This is a genomic window from Antarctobacter albus (genome assembly GCF_900101505.1).
Lineage (GTDB): Bacteria > Pseudomonadota > Alphaproteobacteria > Rhodobacterales > Rhodobacteraceae > Antarctobacter > Antarctobacter albus.
Window position 1 is genome coordinate 12,766 of sequence record NZ_FMZI01000021.1, and the last position, 16,846, is coordinate 29,611.

20 protein-coding genes and 2 tRNA genes are annotated in these 16,846 nt (G+C 64.8%); 9 read left to right on the forward strand and 13 right to left on the reverse strand.

Features of this window, described 5'->3' with window-relative positions; all coding sequences use genetic code 11:
* Positions 1-114: 114 nt before the first annotated feature.
* Positions 115-762 (forward strand): 50S ribosomal protein L25/general stress protein Ctc, encoded by a 648-nt coding sequence (locus tag BLQ71_RS23830; protein WP_074623514.1) that lies wholly within the window; start codon positions 115-117, stop codon positions 760-762.
* Between the two features lie 70 nt (positions 763-832).
* Here the strand turns inward: BLQ71_RS23830 and BLQ71_RS23835 are convergent, their stop codons facing one another.
* Complete coding sequence (locus BLQ71_RS23835) at positions 833-1,636, reverse strand: methyltransferase (protein ID WP_074623515.1); 804 nt, start codon at positions 1,634-1,636, stop codon at positions 833-835.
* A 56-nt stretch (positions 1,637-1,692) separates the two neighbouring features.
* Positions 1,693-2,007 carry a heme-degrading protein HmuQ gene (gene hmuQ, locus BLQ71_RS23840; RefSeq protein WP_043146141.1) on the reverse strand — a complete coding sequence of 105 codons (315 nt, stop codon included), beginning with the start codon at positions 2,005-2,007 and terminating at the stop codon, positions 1,693-1,695.
* Between the two features lie 68 nt (positions 2,008-2,075).
* Between hmuQ and pth the strand changes: the two genes are divergently transcribed.
* The 3 genes from pth to BLQ71_RS23855 are packed head-to-tail and all read left to right on the forward strand — an operon-like array spanning position 2,076 to position 4,315.
* Positions 2,076-2,771 (forward strand): aminoacyl-tRNA hydrolase, encoded by a 696-nt coding sequence (pth, locus tag BLQ71_RS23845; protein WP_074623516.1) that lies wholly within the window; start codon positions 2,076-2,078, stop codon positions 2,769-2,771.
* Entirely contained in the window at positions 2,768-3,919 is a 1,152-nt protein-coding gene (locus BLQ71_RS23850) for a serine hydrolase domain-containing protein (RefSeq protein WP_083342354.1), read from the forward strand. The genes pth and BLQ71_RS23850 overlap by 4 nt, the downstream gene beginning before the upstream one ends.
* A 15-nt stretch (positions 3,920-3,934) precedes the next feature.
* Positions 3,935-4,315, forward strand: coding sequence for a DUF2237 family protein (locus tag BLQ71_RS23855; RefSeq protein ID WP_074623517.1), 381 nt, complete (start codon positions 3,935-3,937; stop codon positions 4,313-4,315).
* Positions 4,316-4,533: 218 nt separating this feature from the next.
* Here the strand turns inward: BLQ71_RS23855 and BLQ71_RS23860 are convergent, their stop codons facing one another.
* From BLQ71_RS23860 to BLQ71_RS23910, 11 genes are all read right to left on the reverse strand, one after another.
* The gene (locus tag BLQ71_RS23860; RefSeq protein ID WP_074623518.1) at positions 4,534-5,682 is read right to left on the reverse strand and encodes a slipin family protein; all 1,149 of its coding nucleotides are present in this window, start codon (positions 5,680-5,682) and stop codon (positions 4,534-4,536) included.
* Between the two features lie 384 nt (positions 5,683-6,066).
* Positions 6,067-6,141 (reverse strand) — tRNA-Lys (locus BLQ71_RS23865).
* A gap of 1 nt (position 6,142) precedes the next feature.
* Positions 6,143-6,219, reverse strand: a tRNA-OTHER gene (locus BLQ71_RS23870).
* Positions 6,220-6,492: 273 nt separating this feature from the next.
* Positions 6,493-7,008 (reverse strand): helix-turn-helix transcriptional regulator, encoded by a 516-nt coding sequence (locus BLQ71_RS23875; RefSeq protein WP_223306307.1) that lies wholly within the window; start codon positions 7,006-7,008, stop codon positions 6,493-6,495.
* Positions 7,009-7,147: 139 nt separating this feature from the next.
* Positions 7,148-7,681 (reverse strand): ICP22 family protein, encoded by a 534-nt coding sequence (locus tag BLQ71_RS23880; protein WP_074623519.1) that lies wholly within the window; start codon positions 7,679-7,681, stop codon positions 7,148-7,150.
* A 7-nt stretch (positions 7,682-7,688) separates the two neighbouring features.
* Entirely contained in the window at positions 7,689-7,886 is a 198-nt protein-coding gene (locus tag BLQ71_RS23885; RefSeq protein WP_088671736.1) for a hypothetical protein, read from the reverse strand.
* A gap of 359 nt (positions 7,887-8,245) precedes the next feature.
* Positions 8,246-9,490, reverse strand: coding sequence for a tryptophan synthase subunit beta (gene trpB / locus BLQ71_RS23890; RefSeq protein WP_043146130.1), 1,245 nt, complete (start codon positions 9,488-9,490; stop codon positions 8,246-8,248).
* A 186-nt stretch (positions 9,491-9,676) separates the two neighbouring features.
* On the reverse strand, positions 9,677-9,907 hold the full coding sequence (locus BLQ71_RS23895) for an N-(5'-phosphoribosyl)anthranilate isomerase (protein WP_074623520.1): 231 nt from the start codon (positions 9,905-9,907) through the stop codon (positions 9,677-9,679).
* 35 nt (positions 9,908-9,942) lie between these two features.
* On the reverse strand, positions 9,943-11,265 hold the full coding sequence (locus BLQ71_RS23900) for an MATE family efflux transporter (protein ID WP_074623521.1): 1,323 nt from the start codon (positions 11,263-11,265) through the stop codon (positions 9,943-9,945).
* Between the two features lie 110 nt (positions 11,266-11,375).
* A complete protein-coding gene (locus BLQ71_RS23905) occupies positions 11,376-11,885 on the reverse strand; it encodes a PaaI family thioesterase (protein WP_074623522.1) in 510 nt (169 codons plus the stop codon).
* On the reverse strand, positions 11,885-12,307 hold the full coding sequence (locus BLQ71_RS23910) for a PaaI family thioesterase (RefSeq protein WP_043146123.1): 423 nt from the start codon (positions 12,305-12,307) through the stop codon (positions 11,885-11,887). Before BLQ71_RS23910 ends, BLQ71_RS23905 begins: the two co-directional genes overlap by 1 nt.
* A 137-nt stretch (positions 12,308-12,444) precedes the next feature.
* On the opposite strand from BLQ71_RS23910, the gene BLQ71_RS23915 reads away from it, so the two are divergent.
* The 5 genes from BLQ71_RS23915 to BLQ71_RS23935 all read left to right on the forward strand — a co-directional run bounded on the left by BLQ71_RS23915 (position 12,445) and on the right by BLQ71_RS23935 (position 16,721).
* Positions 12,445-12,822: a MerR family transcriptional regulator gene (locus BLQ71_RS23915; protein WP_043146120.1), complete on the forward strand. Its 378-nt coding sequence runs from the start codon at positions 12,445-12,447 to the stop codon at positions 12,820-12,822.
* A 234-nt stretch (positions 12,823-13,056) separates the two neighbouring features.
* Positions 13,057-13,458 (forward strand): MerR family transcriptional regulator, encoded by a 402-nt coding sequence (locus tag BLQ71_RS23920; protein ID WP_043146119.1) that lies wholly within the window; start codon positions 13,057-13,059, stop codon positions 13,456-13,458.
* 37 nt (positions 13,459-13,495) lie between these two features.
* The gene (locus BLQ71_RS23925) at positions 13,496-15,277 is read left to right on the forward strand and encodes an acyl-CoA dehydrogenase C-terminal domain-containing protein (protein WP_074623523.1); all 1,782 of its coding nucleotides are present in this window, start codon (positions 13,496-13,498) and stop codon (positions 15,275-15,277) included.
* Between the two features lie 83 nt (positions 15,278-15,360).
* Positions 15,361-15,573 carry a hypothetical protein gene (locus BLQ71_RS23930; RefSeq protein WP_069209703.1) on the forward strand — a complete coding sequence of 71 codons (213 nt, stop codon included), beginning with the start codon at positions 15,361-15,363 and terminating at the stop codon, positions 15,571-15,573.
* 8 nt (positions 15,574-15,581) lie between these two features.
* The gene (locus BLQ71_RS23935; protein ID WP_074623524.1) at positions 15,582-16,721 is read left to right on the forward strand and encodes an acyl-CoA dehydrogenase family protein; all 1,140 of its coding nucleotides are present in this window, start codon (positions 15,582-15,584) and stop codon (positions 16,719-16,721) included.
* The last annotated feature ends 125 nt before the right edge of the window (positions 16,722-16,846 follow it).

A 16,846-nucleotide genomic window follows, 5' to 3' on the forward strand; every position in this document is an offset into this window, starting at 1 on the left:
AGACCGGGCCAGGGGCGAATCCGCTTGCCAATCGGGACGATCCGGTTTACCGGCACGGCTTCACGCGGGGTGACAGCCTTGGAGGCACCCTGCCTTTTTAGATGGAGATACAATATGGCTGGTGAGATTCCTGATCTCAACGCCCTGGAACGGACGGGGACGGGCAAGGGCGCCGCTCGTCAGGCACGCCGCGATGGCATGGTTCCGGGCATCGTTTTTGGTGGCGACAAAGAACCGCTGCCGATCAATCTGCCGTTCAACGCCCTGCTCAAGCGCCTGAAAGACGGCCGCTTCAAGGCGACGCTTTTCAACCTCAAGGTCGATGGCCACGAGGACGTGCGCGTGATCTGCCGCGACGTGCAGCGCGACGTGGTCAAGGACCTGCCGACCCACGTCGATTTCCTGCGCCTGCGCCGCACCACCAAGATCAATCTGTACATCCCGGTTGAATTCGTGGGCGAAGACGTGGCCCCCGGCATCAAGAAGGGCGGCGTTCTGACCGTCGTTCGCCCGGAAGTCGAACTGATCGTGACCGCGGGTGACATCCCCGAGAAGATCACCGTCGACCTGTCGACCCTGAAAATCGGCGACATCGTCCACATCTCGGACGTGACCCTGCCGGAAGGCACCAAGCCGACGATCGACCGCGACTTCGTGATCGCGAACATCTCGGCACCGTCGGGCCTGGCCGCACAGGAAGCCGAGGAGGCCGAAGAGGCCGCCGCGGCAGCCGCCGAAGAAGCGACCACCGAAGAAGCCTGACAGGCCCTTCGCTGAAACGATTTCGAACCCCCGCCCCTTCGGCGGGGGTTTTGCTTTGCCGGACCGGGGCTCAGGCAGGTTTGCGCGCCGCGTGACAGGCAAAGAGGATCGCACCGTAAAAGCGTCCAGCCTCTACCCGCGCATCGGTTTCGTCGCGAAACCCCTGCGCCAGCGCCTCGGAACAGTCCCCGGCCACCGCGGCCGCGGTGACACCGCGCGCCATCAGCGACTGGATATAGGCGGGCCGCCCGGTCTGAACGAAACCGTAGGCCCGGCTCTCGGGTGCCTCGAAGCCTGCCTCGCGCATCATCCTTGGCAGGTGCCGCATGATATAGGGGTCATGGATCAGGTTCCGTTGCGTCGAGACCATCGCCGCTTGCAGCGGGTCACCCTCGAAGAGCGCCACGGTATTGGTGGCGTAGTCACCGTCGAAGACCGCCAGAATGCCGCCGGGCCGCAACAGGCGCCGGGCCTCGGCCAGGGCAGCCGCCGGATCGGCAAGGTGGGAATAGACCGTGTGGGCCACGACCACGTCGGCCCCCTCTCCCGGCAGTCCCGTCTGGACCGCATTCCCGGACGCAAAGCTCAGCTCGTCGCGCGCTGCGAACCTCTTGCGGGCGCGGGCCAACAGCCCCTCTGCCGGGTCGATCCCGACCAGCCGCCCGGGCCGGAGATGGCGCAGGATCATTTCCGTGCTGGACCCGTTGCCGCAGCCGATTTCGACCACCTCGGCGCCCGGGCCCGGCAATCGCCCCAGGTAATCGGCGCAGATCTCCTGCATGGCCGGATCCGAGATCCTGTCCTCCATCGACGCCGCGATGGCCTCGAGGACGCTGTCGGGCTGGTCGGCAATCTGCAGGTAGAGATCGGGCATCGGATGTCCTTTCCTTGCCCTATCCTACATCAAAACGGCTGTTTCTCCGACGCCGTTCAGGCGGTCAGCACCTGCACCGCCTCGAAGATCTCCAGCTCGGGCGGTTCCAGGTACATATGGGCCGAACTCTTGGCCCCGCCGTGTGCTGCGCGAAACGCCTCTGATCTGGTCCAGTTCGTGAAGCTGGCCTCGTCCTCCCACAAGGTGTGCGAGGCATAGAGGACGTGATCCTCCCGCTCAGGGCCCTTCATCAGGGCAAAGCTGCGAAACCCGGGCACGCTTTTCAGATGGCTGTCGCGGCTCTTCCAGAGAGTTTCAAAGGCCTCGACTTCGGATTTGACCACCTTGAACCGGTTCATGGTCAGGTACATTCCGCTCTCCCGTTGTGATCCATGCCGCCTCTGGCCTACATAGGGCGCAGGCGATCTCGGAGGGCACAGTGCAGATATTCGTTGGTCTCGGCAATCCCGGCACGAAATACGCCGGCAACCGGCACAACATCGGCTTCATGGCGCTGGACCGGATCGCAGAGGATCACGGGTTCGGCCCCTGGAAGGCCAAGTTCCAGGGCCAACTGGCCGAGGGGCGGCTGGGCAGCGAAAAGGTGCTGCTGCTGAAGCCCGAGACCTTCATGAACCTTTCCGGCCAGTCGGTCGGCGAGGCGATGCGCTTTTACAAGCTGGAACCGGGCGACGTGACCGTGTTCCACGACGAGCTGGACCTGGCCCCGGGCAAGTGCAAGGTCAAGACGGGCGGCGGTCACGCGGGCCATAACGGGCTGCGCTCGATCCATGCCCATATCGGCGAGGCCTATCGCCGGGTGCGGCTGGGCATCGGCCATCCGGGCCGCAAGGAGTTGGTCGCAGCCTACGTCCTGCATGATTTCCACAAGGCCGACCAGGACTGGCTGGACGACCTGCTGCGCGGGCTGTCGGACGGCGCGCCGCAGCTTGCGGCGGGCGACACGGCCAAGTTTTCCAATGCTGTCGCGCTGCGAACGACCCCGCCCCGGTCCTCGAAAACACCGGAGAAACCCAAGCCCCCGCCTGCCGCGAAAACCGCCCCGCCCGAGGATACGGTCGGCGGCGAAGAGGCCCGCAACCCGCTGCAACGGCTGGTGGACAAATTCCGATGAAGGGCAAGCGCATAGCCGCCATCGGTCTTGTCGTCCTGATGGGACTGGGCGCTGCGGGCTTTGGGTATCGCGACGAGCTGGGGCGCCTGCGGGCCACCATGACGCTGTTCGACGAGGGCGAAATCGTCGACAACTTCAGCCACATGGACCGGCTGTTCGAGACGGTCCCGATCCCGGTCACGACGCGTGCGGAACCGCTGCCCGAAGGCCCGGCGATGGAGATGCCCGCCGAGTGGCAGGACTGGCTGGACCGGCGTGCCGTCACCGGGGCGATTGTCCTGCGTAATGGAGAGGTTGTTCACGAGAGCTATCACCTGGGCACTGGCTCCGAAGACCTGCGCATCTCGTGGTCTGTGGCCAAATCCTATTTGTCCGCGCTTTTCGGGATCTTGGTGGCGCAGGGTCATGTGGACAGCCTGGACGACCCGGTGGTGAAATACGCCCCCCAACTAAAGGGCAGCGCCTATGAGGGCGCCACGATCCGCAATGTCCTGCAGATGTCCACAGGAGTCGTTTTCGACGAGGACTACCTGGATTTCTGGAGCGACATCAACAAGATGGGTCGCATCCTTGCGCTTGGCGGGTCGATGGACGGTTTCGCCGCAGGACTGACCGAAACCGATCAGCCGCCCGGCGAGCGCTGGCGCTATGTTTCGATCGACACGCATGTCCTGTCGATGGTTGCGCGGGGCGCCACCGGAAAGCAGCTGCCCGACCTCTTGGCCGAGAACCTTCTGGACCCGATGGGGACATATGGGAAACCCTATTACCTGTCAGATGGTTACGACGTGGCCTTCGCACTTGGCGGGCTGAACCTGATGCTGCGCGACTATGCACGGCTGGGCGAGATGTTCCGCGATGGCGGGCGCCTGCAGGGCAAGCAGATCGTGCCCGAGGACTGGGTGATCGAAAGCACGACTCCCTCGGCCCGCACCGCGCCGGGACGGTTGCAATACGGCTATCAATGGTGGATGCCGTCCGACGCGCGCGACGGCGAGTTCATGGCGCGTGGAATCTATGGTCAGTACGTCTATGTCGACCGGCAAAGCGGCACGGTGGTGGCCGTCACGAGCGCAGATCGCCGCTTTCGCGAGGCCGGGGCCTTTGACGACGCGCTGCAAATGTTCCGCCGCCTCGCCGGCTTGTAAGGGAGAGAGGAAATCATGGAGAAAGACCCTTCTTTCAATGTCCTCGGCGGCCCTCTTGAGTCCTGCTCTCAAGACCCGCTGACCGGGTTCTTTCGCGACGGGCACTGCAACACCTGCGTCGAGGACCGGGGAAGTCACACCGTTTGCGCGGTCATGACGGCAGAGTTCCTGGCCTATTCGAAATACGTCGGAAACGACCTGTCGACCCCGCGTCCGGAATTCCATTTTCCGGGTCTGACCCCCGGTGATCACTGGTGTCTCTGTGCCGGGCGTTTCTTGCAGGCCCATGACGAGGGTTGCGCGCCGCTGGTGAACCTGGCCGCGACCCATCGGGGCGCCCTGGACATCGTGCCGCTGCGGATCCTGGAGACCTATAGCTGGACCAACCAGGGCTGAGACGCGCCAGGCCGCGGGCCAACAAATTCTTTGCGCTAGGTTGCGCGCTTAACCCGCCCTTAACCATTGACCGATCACGATGGTTTCAGGGGCTGGTTGCCCGAAATCTCCTGTTTGCTTTCAGGAAAGCGATCTGTCCCCAGACCCCTCCGATCTGGTGGGCAGATCGCGAAACTGCCGCCCCGGCGCGACCGGAGCGGCTTTTCTTTTGGAACGGATCAGTCGCGCAGGCGCGCGATCTCCTGCATGAGGCCCTTGGTGCCGTTGTGCACCGTGAGGTGATCCACCTTGGCGGCAATCGCCTCCAGCGCCTCCAGTTCCTTGAGACGGAGCATCACCGGGTTGTCCTCCATGACCTTGGCGGTGTTCAGAAGCGCACGCATCGCGTTCGTTTCCTCGCGCCGCAGGATCACGTTGGCCTCGGCCTCCTTCTCGGCCTCGACCACGCGGTTCAGGATCTCGCGGATCTCACCCGGCAGGATCACGTCCTTGAGGGCGATCTCCTTCAGCTCGATCCCGATCCCGGCCATTTCGGCCCGCAGGCTGTCCCCCGCCTCGACGTCGATGGCGCCTTTCTCGGCCAGAAGCTGGTCCAGCGTCAGCGCGCCAAGGCGCCGGCGAAAGACCAGCTGCACCGCCCGATGCAGCGTTTCCTCGAAGTCGCTGACCGCGCTTACGGCCCGCTCCGGGTCCGTCACGCGGAAGATCGCGGTCAGGTTGACCCGGATCGTGACCCGGTCCTTGGTCAGGATCTCCTGGCCCGCGACCTCATGGGCCCGGGTGCGCATGTCCACCAGCCGCGCCGTGATGCGGGGGCCGACCGCCCAGAAGCTGTGGACGCCCGGCGGCAGACGGCGGACAAGAACCCCGTCGAAATGCAACATCCCGACATGGCCTTCGGCCACCGTCACCGTGGTCAGCGCCCGGCCAAGGCTGGCACGATCAAGGCGCCGCGCCAGAGCGGCATCGACACCGGGATCGCTGGCCAGGTCGAAACGGTCCACCGTGAAGGGGCCCGCATCGGTCCAGAAGACCTCGCGCTCTTCGGGAAAGAGCACCTGTACGGGCCGCCCGTCGCGCAGGACGACGGCGATCTCCTCGGGGCCGGTCCGCACTTCCGTCAGGTGGCCTTCGGCAAGGTCGGGGCGGCTGCGGAACAGCGCCCGGTCAAAGGCAGTGATGAACCGGAGACGGTCGATGCTGTGGATCTCGCGCACGCAGTTGTCGCGCGGGACAAGGTGTTCGCCCGGGCCGAGCAGCGCGTCGAAGCGCCCGTTGACCAGGACAAGCATCCGCTGGGTCTCTGTCAGGGTGACACGTTCGCGCCCGGTAAGGGCATGTATCATTCGGGTCAGCACATGGGTCATCTTTCGTCTCCTTTTCCTCGTGCCTATCGTCGTCGCAAAGCGATGTTCCTTTGTTTTCAGTGGGCTGGAGGCGAAATGCCCCGCAGGTGTCAAAGGGGTGGATCCGGACCGCCCCCATGCCGCGACCGCGGGCGGGGGCCCGGAGAGAGGGGCGCGGAGTACCGGCGCGCCCAGGGTCGTCAGACCCGTGGCGGACCGGCACCCGGCGGAACCGTCATCCGATGCCCCGGCCCTGGGCCGGAGCAGGCGAAACCTCTGCCGCCCCCATCGCGTTGCCGCGCAGAGTTTGGCGCGGGTCGCCTGCAAGAGACGCCCCGGATCCTGTGAGGTGGACCACTCTCGTGGACCGGCACCCGAAGCCGGTGCCCTCCATCAAGGGCGTTTTGGAGCAAAAGGCAGGAATCGAACCTGCTACACTTCGATTAAAGGTCGAATGCTCTACCCATGAGCTACATTTGCATGGCGACACAGGTGGGATTTGAACCCACGCCGAACGGAAGAAGATCCGCTGCTCTGACCTGGCTGAGCTACAGTGTCCGTTCCAGACCACCCGTCCCCGCCCTGGCATACAGTCTCGGCAGCGCCGCCTGCACCGGGGGAGAGATCACCTCCGCCCGCTAGGGTCAGTTCCGGAATGTCCGGAGGTGTTGAATAGCCGCGCGGGGCCGAGTCGCTCTACAAAAGTTTTTCGGCCCGATTATCGCCGTGGCGTAAGCGCAACATTATTTCAAGGTTGCGCAACTTTTGAAAAGACCGACGAGCAGAGATGCGCAAATCGACCGGCCAAAGCGGTTCGGAATTTGCAGGGAATCACGAGGCTGCGGCGGTCGAGGAAGGTTCGGGCGGGTCCGCTGCGATCAGGTCGTCGATGAAAAGGCTCAGCAGCTGTGGCCGCCCCGTGACCTGGGCCTTGCGGTAGATGGCATTGGTCTGCGCCTTGACCGTACCTTCGGAGGTCTTGCGCACCTCCGCGATCTCGGCGGTGGACAGGCCCTTGATCGCCATCAGCGCCACGTCGCGTTCGGCGGGCGTGAGGCTCCACTCGTCGAAATGTTCGTCCAGCACTTCCATGAAGGCGCCCCGTGCCAGACGCAGGCTGTCCTCGGCCTGGGCCCGGGCGCGCAGGCTGCGCGCCAGCAGGGTGGCGGTGACGCCAAGCCCCAAGATGAGCCCGATGGCGGCGCTGATCTGAATCAGTTCGTAGATCGCCCAGGGAATGGGGACGCTGCGCAGGCCAAGGCGTGTCGACAGGATGTCGTTCAGAAAGAACCCGGCACAGCAGAGCTGGAAGGAAAACAGCATACCGATTCCGATGCGGGTCTTCACGCCAGAAGGCTCCATTGGCGAGACGGCATGACCGCAAGGATCATGCCGGATTGCAGGGTTGGGGATGGTTACGCGTCTCGGGACAAGAATGCACCCGCAGCGACCGGACAGGCAAGCCCGGGAGGTGGCGGGAAACCGCCTAGTTGAGGCCTGGCGCCCCGTCGCGGCCCGGAGGATCTGCCCCGGGCTTGTCGTCGGACCGTCCGGGGGGATCGCCCTTGTCGCCCTGGCCCGGAGGGCCGTCCTTGTCCGCCTGGCCCGGAGGGCCGTCCTTGTCCTGCTGTCCCGGGGCGCCTTCGTTGGGCGGGGCGGTATCGGGTTGGGCATCGGGCGGAGCCGTGGTGCCCGCATCCGCCGCCTCTGGCGGCGTTGAACCGGCAGGCGGTGTACTGCCGCGCGCCAGCGGCGCACTGCCAGAGCGGGGCGTCTCGGAGGTGTAGAGATAGTCGCGCAGGATCGCCCCCGTCGAGGGGTTCAGCACCACCTCGCGCCGGCCATCGGGACCGAGCGCGATGATCTGGTCATAGCCCAGCCAGGTGCGGCGGACGCGGAAATTGGAAAAGCCCTGGTCGGTCAGGCTCTGTATCACGCGGTCGCGGTAGGACTGCGCCATCGCGGGAGGCGTGCAGAGCAGGCTGACGAACAGTCCGATGCAGATGAGGAATAGACGCATGGCGCAGCTACACAGCCACGAACCAGGCACCCGTGCTTGTCTTGCGCGTCGTCTCCATGTCGCTGGTCTGGCGCGGGCGGCGGTGCTTGGTCATGAGCTTGAGCTTGGTTGTGGGCGTGACGAGGGTGGTCATCGTCATCATGAGGGTGGTTGTCGGGGTCATGGCCATGACAGTCTGGGTTCGTGTGATCCGGGTCTTCATCATGACATTCATTCGCTCCGGGGTCATCCCCTGCGGGGAGACAGTGGAAAATGTGTCGGCCACCTGCCGAGGCCTTACACCGATGACCGCGTTCCGTGAGTGTGCCTTGACCCGGTACGGGGAACCGGACGGGGGCGGTCGGGGACCGGTGTGGGACATCAGGCGACGGCAGGTGACCGACGAGTTTGACCGATCAAGTCGGCAACCTCGGACAATCTGCCCGCAGCGCACCGGGGGTGGAACTCAACAGGGGTTTATCAAACACCCCCTAAACCACATGCAGACGCCCATAAACCGAAGTTTATGGGCGCCAAGCCATTGATTCAAAAGGATGTGTCCGGAAGGGCCCCGAAAACGCCGGATCAGCCCGCACTGCGCCCCTCGGTGCCGGACATGTCGACACCCAGATGCTTGGCGACGGTGAAGATGTCCTTGTCGCCCCGTCCGCACATGTTCATGCAGATGATGTGATCGCGGGGCAGCTCGGGCGCGATCTTGGCGACATGGGCCAGGGCGTGGCAGGGTTCCAGCGCCGGGATGATGCCCTCGGTCTCGCAGCAGAGCTTGAAGGCTTCGAGCGCCTCCTTGTCGGTGATCGAGACATATTTCGCGCGGCCCACGTCATGCAGCCAGCTGTGTTCCGGGCCGATGCCGGGATAGTCGAGACCCGCCGAGATCGAGAAGCCTTCGAGGATCTGGCCGTCGTCGTCCTGCAGCAGGTAGGTGCGGTTGCCATGCAGCACGCCCGGGCGCCCACCGGTGAGAGAGGCGCAGTGCTCCATCTTCTCGTCGACACCCTTGCCGCCAGCCTCGACGCCGATGATGTTCACCTCCTTGTCGTCGAGGAAGGGGAAGAACAGGCCCATCGCGTTCGAGCCTCCGCCGATGGCGGCGATGATCGTGTCGGGGTTGCGGCCCTCGGCCTCGTGCATCTGTTCCTTGGCTTCCTTGCCGATGATCGACTGGAAGTCACGGACCATCGCCGGGTACGGGTGCGGGCCCGCGACGGTGCCGATGCAGTAGAAAGTATCGCGCACGTTGGTCACCCAGTCGCGCAGCGCGTCGTTCATCGCGTCCTTGAGCGTGCCGCGTCCGGAAGTGACGGGCACGACCTCGGCGCCCAGCAGTTTCATCCGGAAGACGTTGGGCTGCTGGCGCTCGACGTCGTGGGCGCCCATATAGACGACGCATTTCAGGCCGAACTTGGCGCAGACGGTCGCAGTGGCCACACCGTGCTGGCCGGCGCCGGTTTCGGCGATGATCCGGGTCTTGCCCATGCGGCGGGCCAGGATGATCTGGCCCAGGACGTTGTTGATCTTGTGCGCGCCGGTGTGGTTCAGCTCGTCGCGCTTCATGTAGACCTTGGCGCCGCCCAGGCGTTCGGTCAGCCGTTCCGCGAAATAGAGCGGGCTGGGCCGTCCGACGTAGTGCTTCCAGAGGAAGTCCATCTCGTCCCAGAAGCTCTGGTCGGTCTTGGCCTTTTCGTACTCGGCCTCGAGATCGAGGATCAGCGGCATCAGCGTCTCGGACACGAAGCGCCCGCCATAGATGCCGAAACGGCCCTTTTCATCGGGTCCGGTCATGAAGCTGTTCACGAGATCGTCCATAACACCTCTCCTCTGTCTGGCCGCCTGAATAGGGCATTTGGGGCGGAAAAGGCCAGAGGCAAAAGCAGGTGGCGCGTGGCGGGGGGCCAGCGGCAAGGCGGTTCGAAGCGCCTTGGACAAGCGTGTTCGAACGCGCTTGGGCAAAGCCATTGGAATGGCGTTGTCAAAGGGCCTTCGAAGGCCCCTTCAGCGCACGCGGCGGATCGGCTGTCCGTTGCAGAAAATGACGAAGTAGCGGTGGTTCTCCACCACCTGAAAGCCGCGCCGGGCCGCCGCCGAGACGAAGGCGTCGCGCCCCACCAGCCGTTCGACATCGCGGATCTTGCGCTTGACCACGCCGCCACGCATCGCCACTTGGGAGGCGAAGATCTGTGCCAGCCAGCGGTCGGGCGTGATGTGAGCGGGCAAAATGGCCATGAGTGCCATCTCACCGCATCGCGGTTAGCACCGCGTTAAGCTGCCAGCGTCGCCCGTTCCAGCGCCGGATAGCGCAGCGCAAGGGTGACCGCGCGGGTGACATAGGCAATCATCAGCGAGGCCCAGAGCCCATGCGCACCCCAGAGCGGGATCAGCACTGAAACGGCAATGAAATAGACCACCACGGACACCGCCATCATGTTGCGCATGTCGCGGGTGCGGGTCGCCCCGATGAAGATCCCGTCCAGCATCCAGGCCGGCAGGCCCAGCACCGGCGCCGCCACGATCCAGGGCAAAAAATTGCGCGCCATCTGCTGCACCTCCGGGTCCTTCGTCATCGCGTCGATGATCGTGCCCCCCAACAGGGCAAAGCCCAGCGCGAAGACCAGGTTGGACAGGAAGCCCCAGAGGCTGGTCAGCCGGACCGCCCGGCGCAGCCTGCCCAGCGCGCGTGCGCCAAAGGCCTGGCCCACCAGCGCCTCGGCGGCAAAGGCGAAGCCGTCCAGCGCATAGGCCATGATCTCGATGAAATGCAGCAGCACCTGGCTGGCGGCCAGGGTCACCACGCCGAACCCCGCGCTGTAGTAGAAGATGAAGGAGAGCATGATCGCTTCGAACAGCAGCGAGCGGATCAGGATATCGGTGTTCACGGCCGCCATGTGGCGCAGGCGTTCGCGGTCGAAGACCCGAGGCCAGTCGCGCCAGGCCGGGTTGGCGAAGGTGGACCGGCACAGCCAGAGACCCAGCACGAGCCCGCTCCAGTCGGCGACGAAGGTCGCCCAGGCCACCCCCTCGACCCCCAGGTCCATGCCGACGACGAAGAGCACGTTCAGCCCGACGTTCACCGTCACCAGCCAGAGTTGCAGCACCAGCATCGCACGGGTCCGCTCCTGCGCGCCGAGCCAGCCGTTGATGCCATAGATCGCGATGGCGGCGGGTGCCGACAGGATGCGGATGTCCATGTAACCCTGCGCCAGCGCCTTGACCTCGTCCGTGGCGGGCGACAGGTCAAAACCGAAGGCCGCGATCGGCCCGAAGAGCGGGATCAGCAACAGCCCCCCTGCCCCGCCGACCATCAGAGCCCGGGTCAGCAGGGCCGCGACCTCGGCCCGGTTGCCCACCCCCTGTGCCTGCGCGGTCATGCCCGCCGTTCCCATGCGCAAAAAGCCGAAGATCCAGAGAATGGCGGTGATCAACGCGGCGCCCACGGCGACGGCGGCGATGGGCGTGGCATCGGGGATCTGGCCGATGATGGCAGTGTCCGCGATGCCCTGAAGCGGTACGGTCATGTTGGAAATGACGATCGGCACGGCAATCGTCAGGACACGGGCATGGGTGATGGGCTGGGACGCGGTCATGGCTTGTCGGGGATCGGGGACTGGGAATTCCCCCGGGATATGGGCGCCCCGCGGAAACGGCAAGGGCGGGTCGCCCCTTTACGTTGGGTCAGCCGAGGCGCGCGGCCCGCTCAGCCGTCCTTGCGCGGCATCAGGAAATGCGCATTGGCCTGGGCAAAGGGTCGGTCGCGGTTGTCCTGCCAGGCCTCGGCCTGGACGCTGGCATAGCGTCGCCCGGAACGGGTGACGCGGGCGCGCCCATAGGCGTCGCGCGGCAGGCCCGAGCGCAGGTAGTCGACGGTAAAGTCGATGGTCTTGGGCAGGCGCGGCAGTGCCCCCCGGGTCATGCTGTCGGGGTCCAGCGCGCCGGATTCGATGTCCTGCCAGAGATAGCTCCAGTTCAGGGTGACCATCGCGGTGATTTCCAGGAAGGCCGCCGTCACTCCGCCGTGGATCGCGGGCAGCATCGGGTTGCCGATCAGCTTGTCATCGAAGGGCAAGAGGGCCGTCAGCTCGTCCCCGCGCCGGTCGAAACGGACGTCGAGGTACTGCATGTAGGGCACGCCGGAGACCAGCGCCGACAGAGCCGCGTCACGGCGTTGCTTGATGACCTGGACGGGTTCGGGCGCGGGACGCTGCATCATTCGCTCTCCACGGTGAAGGTGCCGGTGGCGGTGGCGACCGGGCGGTCGGTGTCGTCGTCCATGGCGGTGGCGCGCACGAAGGCAACCGAGCGGGTGATATGGTGGCAGACCGCCCGCGCGGTGATCGCCTGGCCCGGCGTCGCGGGGCGCATGTAGTCGATGCGCAGGTCGATGGTGGCGGTGCCGGCAGGCGACTTCGGATGGCTCATCACCGCTGCCCCGCTGCAGGTATCCATCAGGGCCGAAACGGCGCCGCCGTGGATCACGCCGGTTTCCGGATCGCCGATGAACCGCGCGTCATAGGGCATCCGGATCACCGCGATGCCGTCGCCAAGCTCGGCGATCTCCATGCCCAGCGCCTTGCAGTGCGGGATGGAATCGATGAACTGGCGGGCGATGTCGGCCTTGTCTGCACTCATGCGGGATCTCCTTGGGGCCTTTATGGGCACGGGATCGCGGCGCTGCAAGCGGGGCGTTCCGCCGGCTGGGGCGAGGCGGCTTGTCACCCCGGCGGGCTGGGCTTAGATTTCGCCCCAGGCGGATGGGGAGACAAGCGATGGACGAGACGCGTCTGACCTTCAAGGAAATGTGCGCGAAGTTCGACGTGACGCCGCGGACCCTGCGGTACTACGAATACATCGAGCTGATCTCGCCCCAGCGCGAGGGACGCGCACGCCATTACGGCGCGCGCGAGATCGCCCGCATGACCCTGATCCTGCGCGGTCGCCGGTTCGGATTCCAGCTCGAGGAAATCCGCCAGTGGCTAATGATCTACGAGGAAGAAGGCACCGAGGCCCAGATGCAGGCCTGGCTGGAGATGGCGGACCGGCAACTGAAACAGTTGGCCGAGGAACGCAGGCAGCTGGAAGAGGCGATGACCGAGCTAAAGGCCCTGCGCGACCAGACCGCCGACTCACTGGGGCACTCTGCCTGACGTGAGACGCCCCTGCGTCAAGCAGGGTCCGGAATTCCTTACCCCGGAAATTTTTACCACTTGGTATAAAATTGCGCGGATGGCGGCTTGACCTTGCCTTATCTTACGTCAAGCATAAAGTGACGCAGCGTATGAGTTACGTCACCCGGTTTTCCCATTGTATGAAGGCCCGGAAAGACGCACCTCGGTTGTCGTGACGGAACTGTGACGGTCGGAGACCCGAGGATGCGAGACATGACAGACGAGCAACTTATGACGATCCGGGAGATGTGCGACGCCTTCGAAGTGACCCCGAGGACGCTGCGCTTTTACGAGCAGAAGGAGCTGCTCTTCCCGATCCGCGAAGGCCAGAAGCGGCTGTTCACCCGGCGCGACCGGGCACGGCTGAAACTGATCCTGCGCGGCAAGCGTTTCGGCTTCAGCCTCGAGGAAATCCGGCAACTGCTGGATCTCTACGATGTGGGCGACCAGCAGCGCACGCAGCTGGCGGCGGCCTATGACGTGGCCCAGGACCGCCTGGCGGAGCTGATCCGGCAGCGTGACGAGCTGAACGCGGCGATCGGAGAGTTGCAGGACCAGATGAAATGGGGCGAGCGGATGCTGGCCTCGATGGACCAAAAGCGCGCGGCCGAATAAGCGCGGCCGCGGGCAGGACTTTCAGGGAGAGAGAGACATGCCCATCTACACGGCGCCGACCAAGGACCAGGTGTTCCTCCTGGACGACGTGCTGCAACTCAGCACGCAGGACATTCCCGGCTATGCCGACCTCGACCGCGAGACGCTGGACGCGATCCTGGGCGAGGCGGCGAAGCTGGCGGAAAACGTCCTGGCCCCGCTGAACCCGGTTGGTGACGAAGAGGGCTGTTCCCTTGAAAATGGCGTTGTGCGCACGCCCAAGGGCTTCAAGGACGCTTTCGACCAGATGCGCGAAGGCGGCTGGACGGCGCTGGATTGCGATCCCGAGTATGGCGGCCAGGGCCTGCCCTATGTCGTGGCGACCGCGGTGGGTGAGATGTTCTCTTCGGCCAACATGGCCTTCAACATGTACCAGGGCCTGACGCATGGCGCCTACAATGCCATTCATGCGCATGGTTCGGACGAGCAGAAGGCGATGTACCTGCCCAAGATGGTCAGCTGCGAATGGGGCGGCACCATGAACCTGACCGAGCCGCATTGCGGCACGGACCTGGGTCTCATCCGCACCAAGGCGGTGCCGAATGACGACGGCAGCTATGCCATCACCGGTCAGAAGATCTGGATCAGCGCCGGCGAACACGACATGGTGGACAACATCATCCACCTGGTGCTGGCCAAGCTGCCCGACGCGCCGGAAGGCGTGAAGGGGATCAGCCTCTTCATCGTGCCCAAGTTCATGGTCAACGAGGATGGCAGCCTGGGGGATCGCAACGCGGTCTCCTGCGGCGGGCTGGAATCCAAGATGGGCATTCACGGCAACGCCACCTGCGTCATGAACTACGACGGCGCCAAAGGGTTCCTCGTGGGCGAGCCGCACAAGGGCATGCGCGCCATGTTTACCATGATGAACGAGGCCCGGCTGGGTGTCGGCCTGCAGGGCTATGCCCAGGGCGCGGTTTCCTACCAGAACGCGGTGGCCTTTGCCAAGGACCGCGTTCAGGGCCGCGATGTGACCGGCGTCAAGAACCCCGACGGCCCCGCCGACCCGATCATCGTGCACCCGGACGTGCGCCGCAACCTGATGGACCAGAAGGCCTTTACCGAGGGTGCCCGCGCCTTCGTCCTCTGGGGCGCCTCGATGATCGACCGCGCGCACCGCAACGAGGATGCGCAGGCCGAGGGGCTCATTTCGCTGCTGACGCCGGTCATCAAGGGGTTCCTGACCGACAAGGGCTTCGAGACCACGGTGCTGGCGCAGCAGACGCTGGGCGGATCGGGGTTCACCCGCGAATGGGGGCTGGAACAGTTCGTCCGCGACGCCCGGATCACCATGATCTACGAAGGCACCAATGGCATCCAGTCGTTGGACCTTGTGGGCCGCAAGCTGGGCCAGGACGGCGGCAAACACGTCATGGGCTTCTTCGAGATGGTCAAGGGCTTCATCGCCGACCACAAGGGTCAGGACGAAGCGTTCGACACGCAATTCCTCGACCCGCTCAAGGCGGCCTCCAAGGATTTGCAGGCGGCGGGAATGTACTTCATGCAGCACGGCATGAAGAACCCGAACAACGCGCTCTCCGGGTCTTACGACTTCATGCATCTCTTCGGCCATGTCTGCCTTGGCCTGATGTGGGCGCGCATGGCCTGGACGGCCAAAGGCAAGCTGGCGGCCGGTGACGGCGATGCCGAGTACCTGACCACCAAGATCGCCACCGGGCGCTATTACATGGCAAGACAACTGCCGATGACGGCGACGCACCTGAAACGCATCGAATCCGGCGCCGACCCCGTGATGGCGCTTGAGGCAGAGGCCTTCTGAGACGAAGCTGTGGCGGCGGGGATCCCCCCGCCCTGCGCCCGTGGCGGATCACACCGCCCGGCGCCCCTGACTTCGGAGGACCCATGCCCAAACGCTTTCGCCTGACCCGCCGCTTTCCGGTCGCCATGACCGAGGACGGCTATCGCAAGCTGAAATCCTTTGCCCACGAGGCCGGGCTGGACGAGGGCGAGGCGCTTTCCTTCCTCTTCGAACATTTCGAGAGCGTGACCGACAGCGAGGCGCTGGCCCATCGGCTGCGCCTGTTCAACGCCGACCTCGACGAACGCAAGAAATAGGAACCCCGATGCCGCGCGACTGGATGACAGACGAACATGCCATGCTGGCCGAGATGACCGCGAAGTTCATCGAGGCCGAATGGATGCCGCTCTACGACAAGTGGCGCAAGCAGGGCCAGATGGACCCGGAGACCTGGCAACAGGCCGGGGAGCTGGGCCTGCTCTGCCCCTCTGTCCCCGAAGAATACGGCGGCGCCGGCGGCGATTTCGGGCATGAGGCGGTGATCCTGATGGAAGCCGCCCGCGCCAACCTCGCCTCCTGGGGGCATGGCATCCACTCGGGCATCGTGGCGCACTACATCCTGGCCTACGGCACCGAAGAGCAGAAAAAACGCTGGCTGCCGAAGATGGTTTCCGGCGAGATCGTGGGCGCCCTGGCAATGACCGAACCCTCGGGCGGGTCGGATGTGCAGGGCATCCGCACGCGGGCCATCCGCGACGGCAACGCCTATCGGCTGACCGGGCAAAAGACCTTCATCACCAATGGCCAGCACGCAAACCTGGTGATCGTGGCGGCCAAGACCGACCCGGCCGAGGGTGCGAAAGGCGTCTCTTTGGTGGTGGTCGAAACCGAGGGCGCCGAGGGGTTTTCACGGGGCCGCAATTTGGAAAAGATCGGCTGCCACGCGGCGGACACCTCCGAGCTATTCTTCGACAATGTCGAGATCGCCCCGGAAAACCTGTTGGGCGGGGCAGAAGGCCGCGGCTTCTACCAGATGATGCAACAGCTGCCGCAGGAACGTCTGATCATCGGCTGCGGCGCCGTGGGCGCGATGGAAGGCGCGGTGGCGCGCACGATCGCCTATTGCAAGGAACGCGAGGCCTTCGGCGGCCCACTGATGCAATTCCAGAACACGCGCTTCAAGCTGGCGGAATGCCAGACCAAGACGACCGTGGCCCGCGCCTTTCTCGACGCCTGCATCGCCGAACACCTGGAAGGCAAACTGGCTGTCGAAAAGGCGGCGATGGCAAAGTACTGGCTGAGCGACACGCAGGGCGAGGTCCTGGACGACTGCCTGCAACTGCACGGCGGTTACGGCTTCATGCAGGAATATGCCGTGGCCGAGATGTGGACGGATGCAAGGGTGCAGCGGATCTACGGCGGCACCAACGAGATCATGAAGGAACTGATCGCGCGGTCGCTCTGAACGAGGCGCGAACGGATATGGAGGATTGGGGTATTTTGACCAAGAAGAAACAGGAAGGTCGCACATCGGACCCGCACGTCCGGGCAGCAGTCGACCTTCCTGCAGTGCCCGCGCCTTTGGCTAGG

Excerpts from the sequence above, each read along its gene's own strand:
- BLQ71_RS23830 (WP_074623514.1), top strand. The coding sequence starts at position 115 with ATGGCTGGTGAGATTCCTGATCTCAACGCCCTGGAACGGACGGGGACG.
- BLQ71_RS23835 (WP_074623515.1), bottom strand. The coding sequence starts at position 1,636 with ATGCCCGATCTCTACCTGCAGATTGCCGACCAGCCCGACAGCGTCCTC.
- hmuQ (WP_043146141.1), bottom strand. The coding sequence starts at position 2,007 with ATGTACCTGACCATGAACCGGTTCAAGGTGGTCAAATCCGAAGTCGAG.
- BLQ71_RS23850 (WP_083342354.1), top strand. The coding sequence starts at position 2,768 with ATGAAGGGCAAGCGCATAGCCGCCATCGGTCTTGTCGTCCTGATGGGA.
- BLQ71_RS23855 (WP_074623517.1), top strand. The coding sequence starts at position 3,935 with ATGGAGAAAGACCCTTCTTTCAATGTCCTCGGCGGCCCTCTTGAGTCC.
- BLQ71_RS23860 (WP_074623518.1), bottom strand. The coding sequence starts at position 5,682 with ATGACCCATGTGCTGACCCGAATGATACATGCCCTTACCGGGCGCGAA.
- BLQ71_RS23880 (WP_074623519.1), bottom strand. The coding sequence starts at position 7,681 with ATGCGTCTATTCCTCATCTGCATCGGACTGTTCGTCAGCCTGCTCTGC.
- BLQ71_RS23885 (WP_088671736.1), bottom strand. The coding sequence starts at position 7,886 with ATGATGAAGACCCGGATCACACGAACCCAGACTGTCATGGCCATGACC.
- trpB (WP_043146130.1), bottom strand. The coding sequence starts at position 9,490 with ATGGACGATCTCGTGAACAGCTTCATGACCGGACCCGATGAAAAGGGC.
- BLQ71_RS23895 (WP_074623520.1), bottom strand. The coding sequence starts at position 9,907 with ATGGCCATTTTGCCCGCTCACATCACGCCCGACCGCTGGCTGGCACAG.
- BLQ71_RS23900 (WP_074623521.1), bottom strand. The coding sequence starts at position 11,265 with ATGACCGCGTCCCAGCCCATCACCCATGCCCGTGTCCTGACGATTGCC.
- BLQ71_RS23905 (WP_074623522.1), bottom strand. The coding sequence starts at position 11,885 with ATGCAGCGTCCCGCGCCCGAACCCGTCCAGGTCATCAAGCAACGCCGT.
- BLQ71_RS23910 (WP_043146123.1), bottom strand. The coding sequence starts at position 12,307 with ATGAGTGCAGACAAGGCCGACATCGCCCGCCAGTTCATCGATTCCATC.
- BLQ71_RS23915 (WP_043146120.1), top strand. The coding sequence starts at position 12,445 with ATGGACGAGACGCGTCTGACCTTCAAGGAAATGTGCGCGAAGTTCGAC.
- BLQ71_RS23920 (WP_043146119.1), top strand. The coding sequence starts at position 13,057 with ATGACAGACGAGCAACTTATGACGATCCGGGAGATGTGCGACGCCTTC.
- BLQ71_RS23925 (WP_074623523.1), top strand. The coding sequence starts at position 13,496 with ATGCCCATCTACACGGCGCCGACCAAGGACCAGGTGTTCCTCCTGGAC.
- BLQ71_RS23930 (WP_069209703.1), top strand. The coding sequence starts at position 15,361 with ATGCCCAAACGCTTTCGCCTGACCCGCCGCTTTCCGGTCGCCATGACC.
- BLQ71_RS23935 (WP_074623524.1), top strand. The coding sequence starts at position 15,582 with ATGCCGCGCGACTGGATGACAGACGAACATGCCATGCTGGCCGAGATG.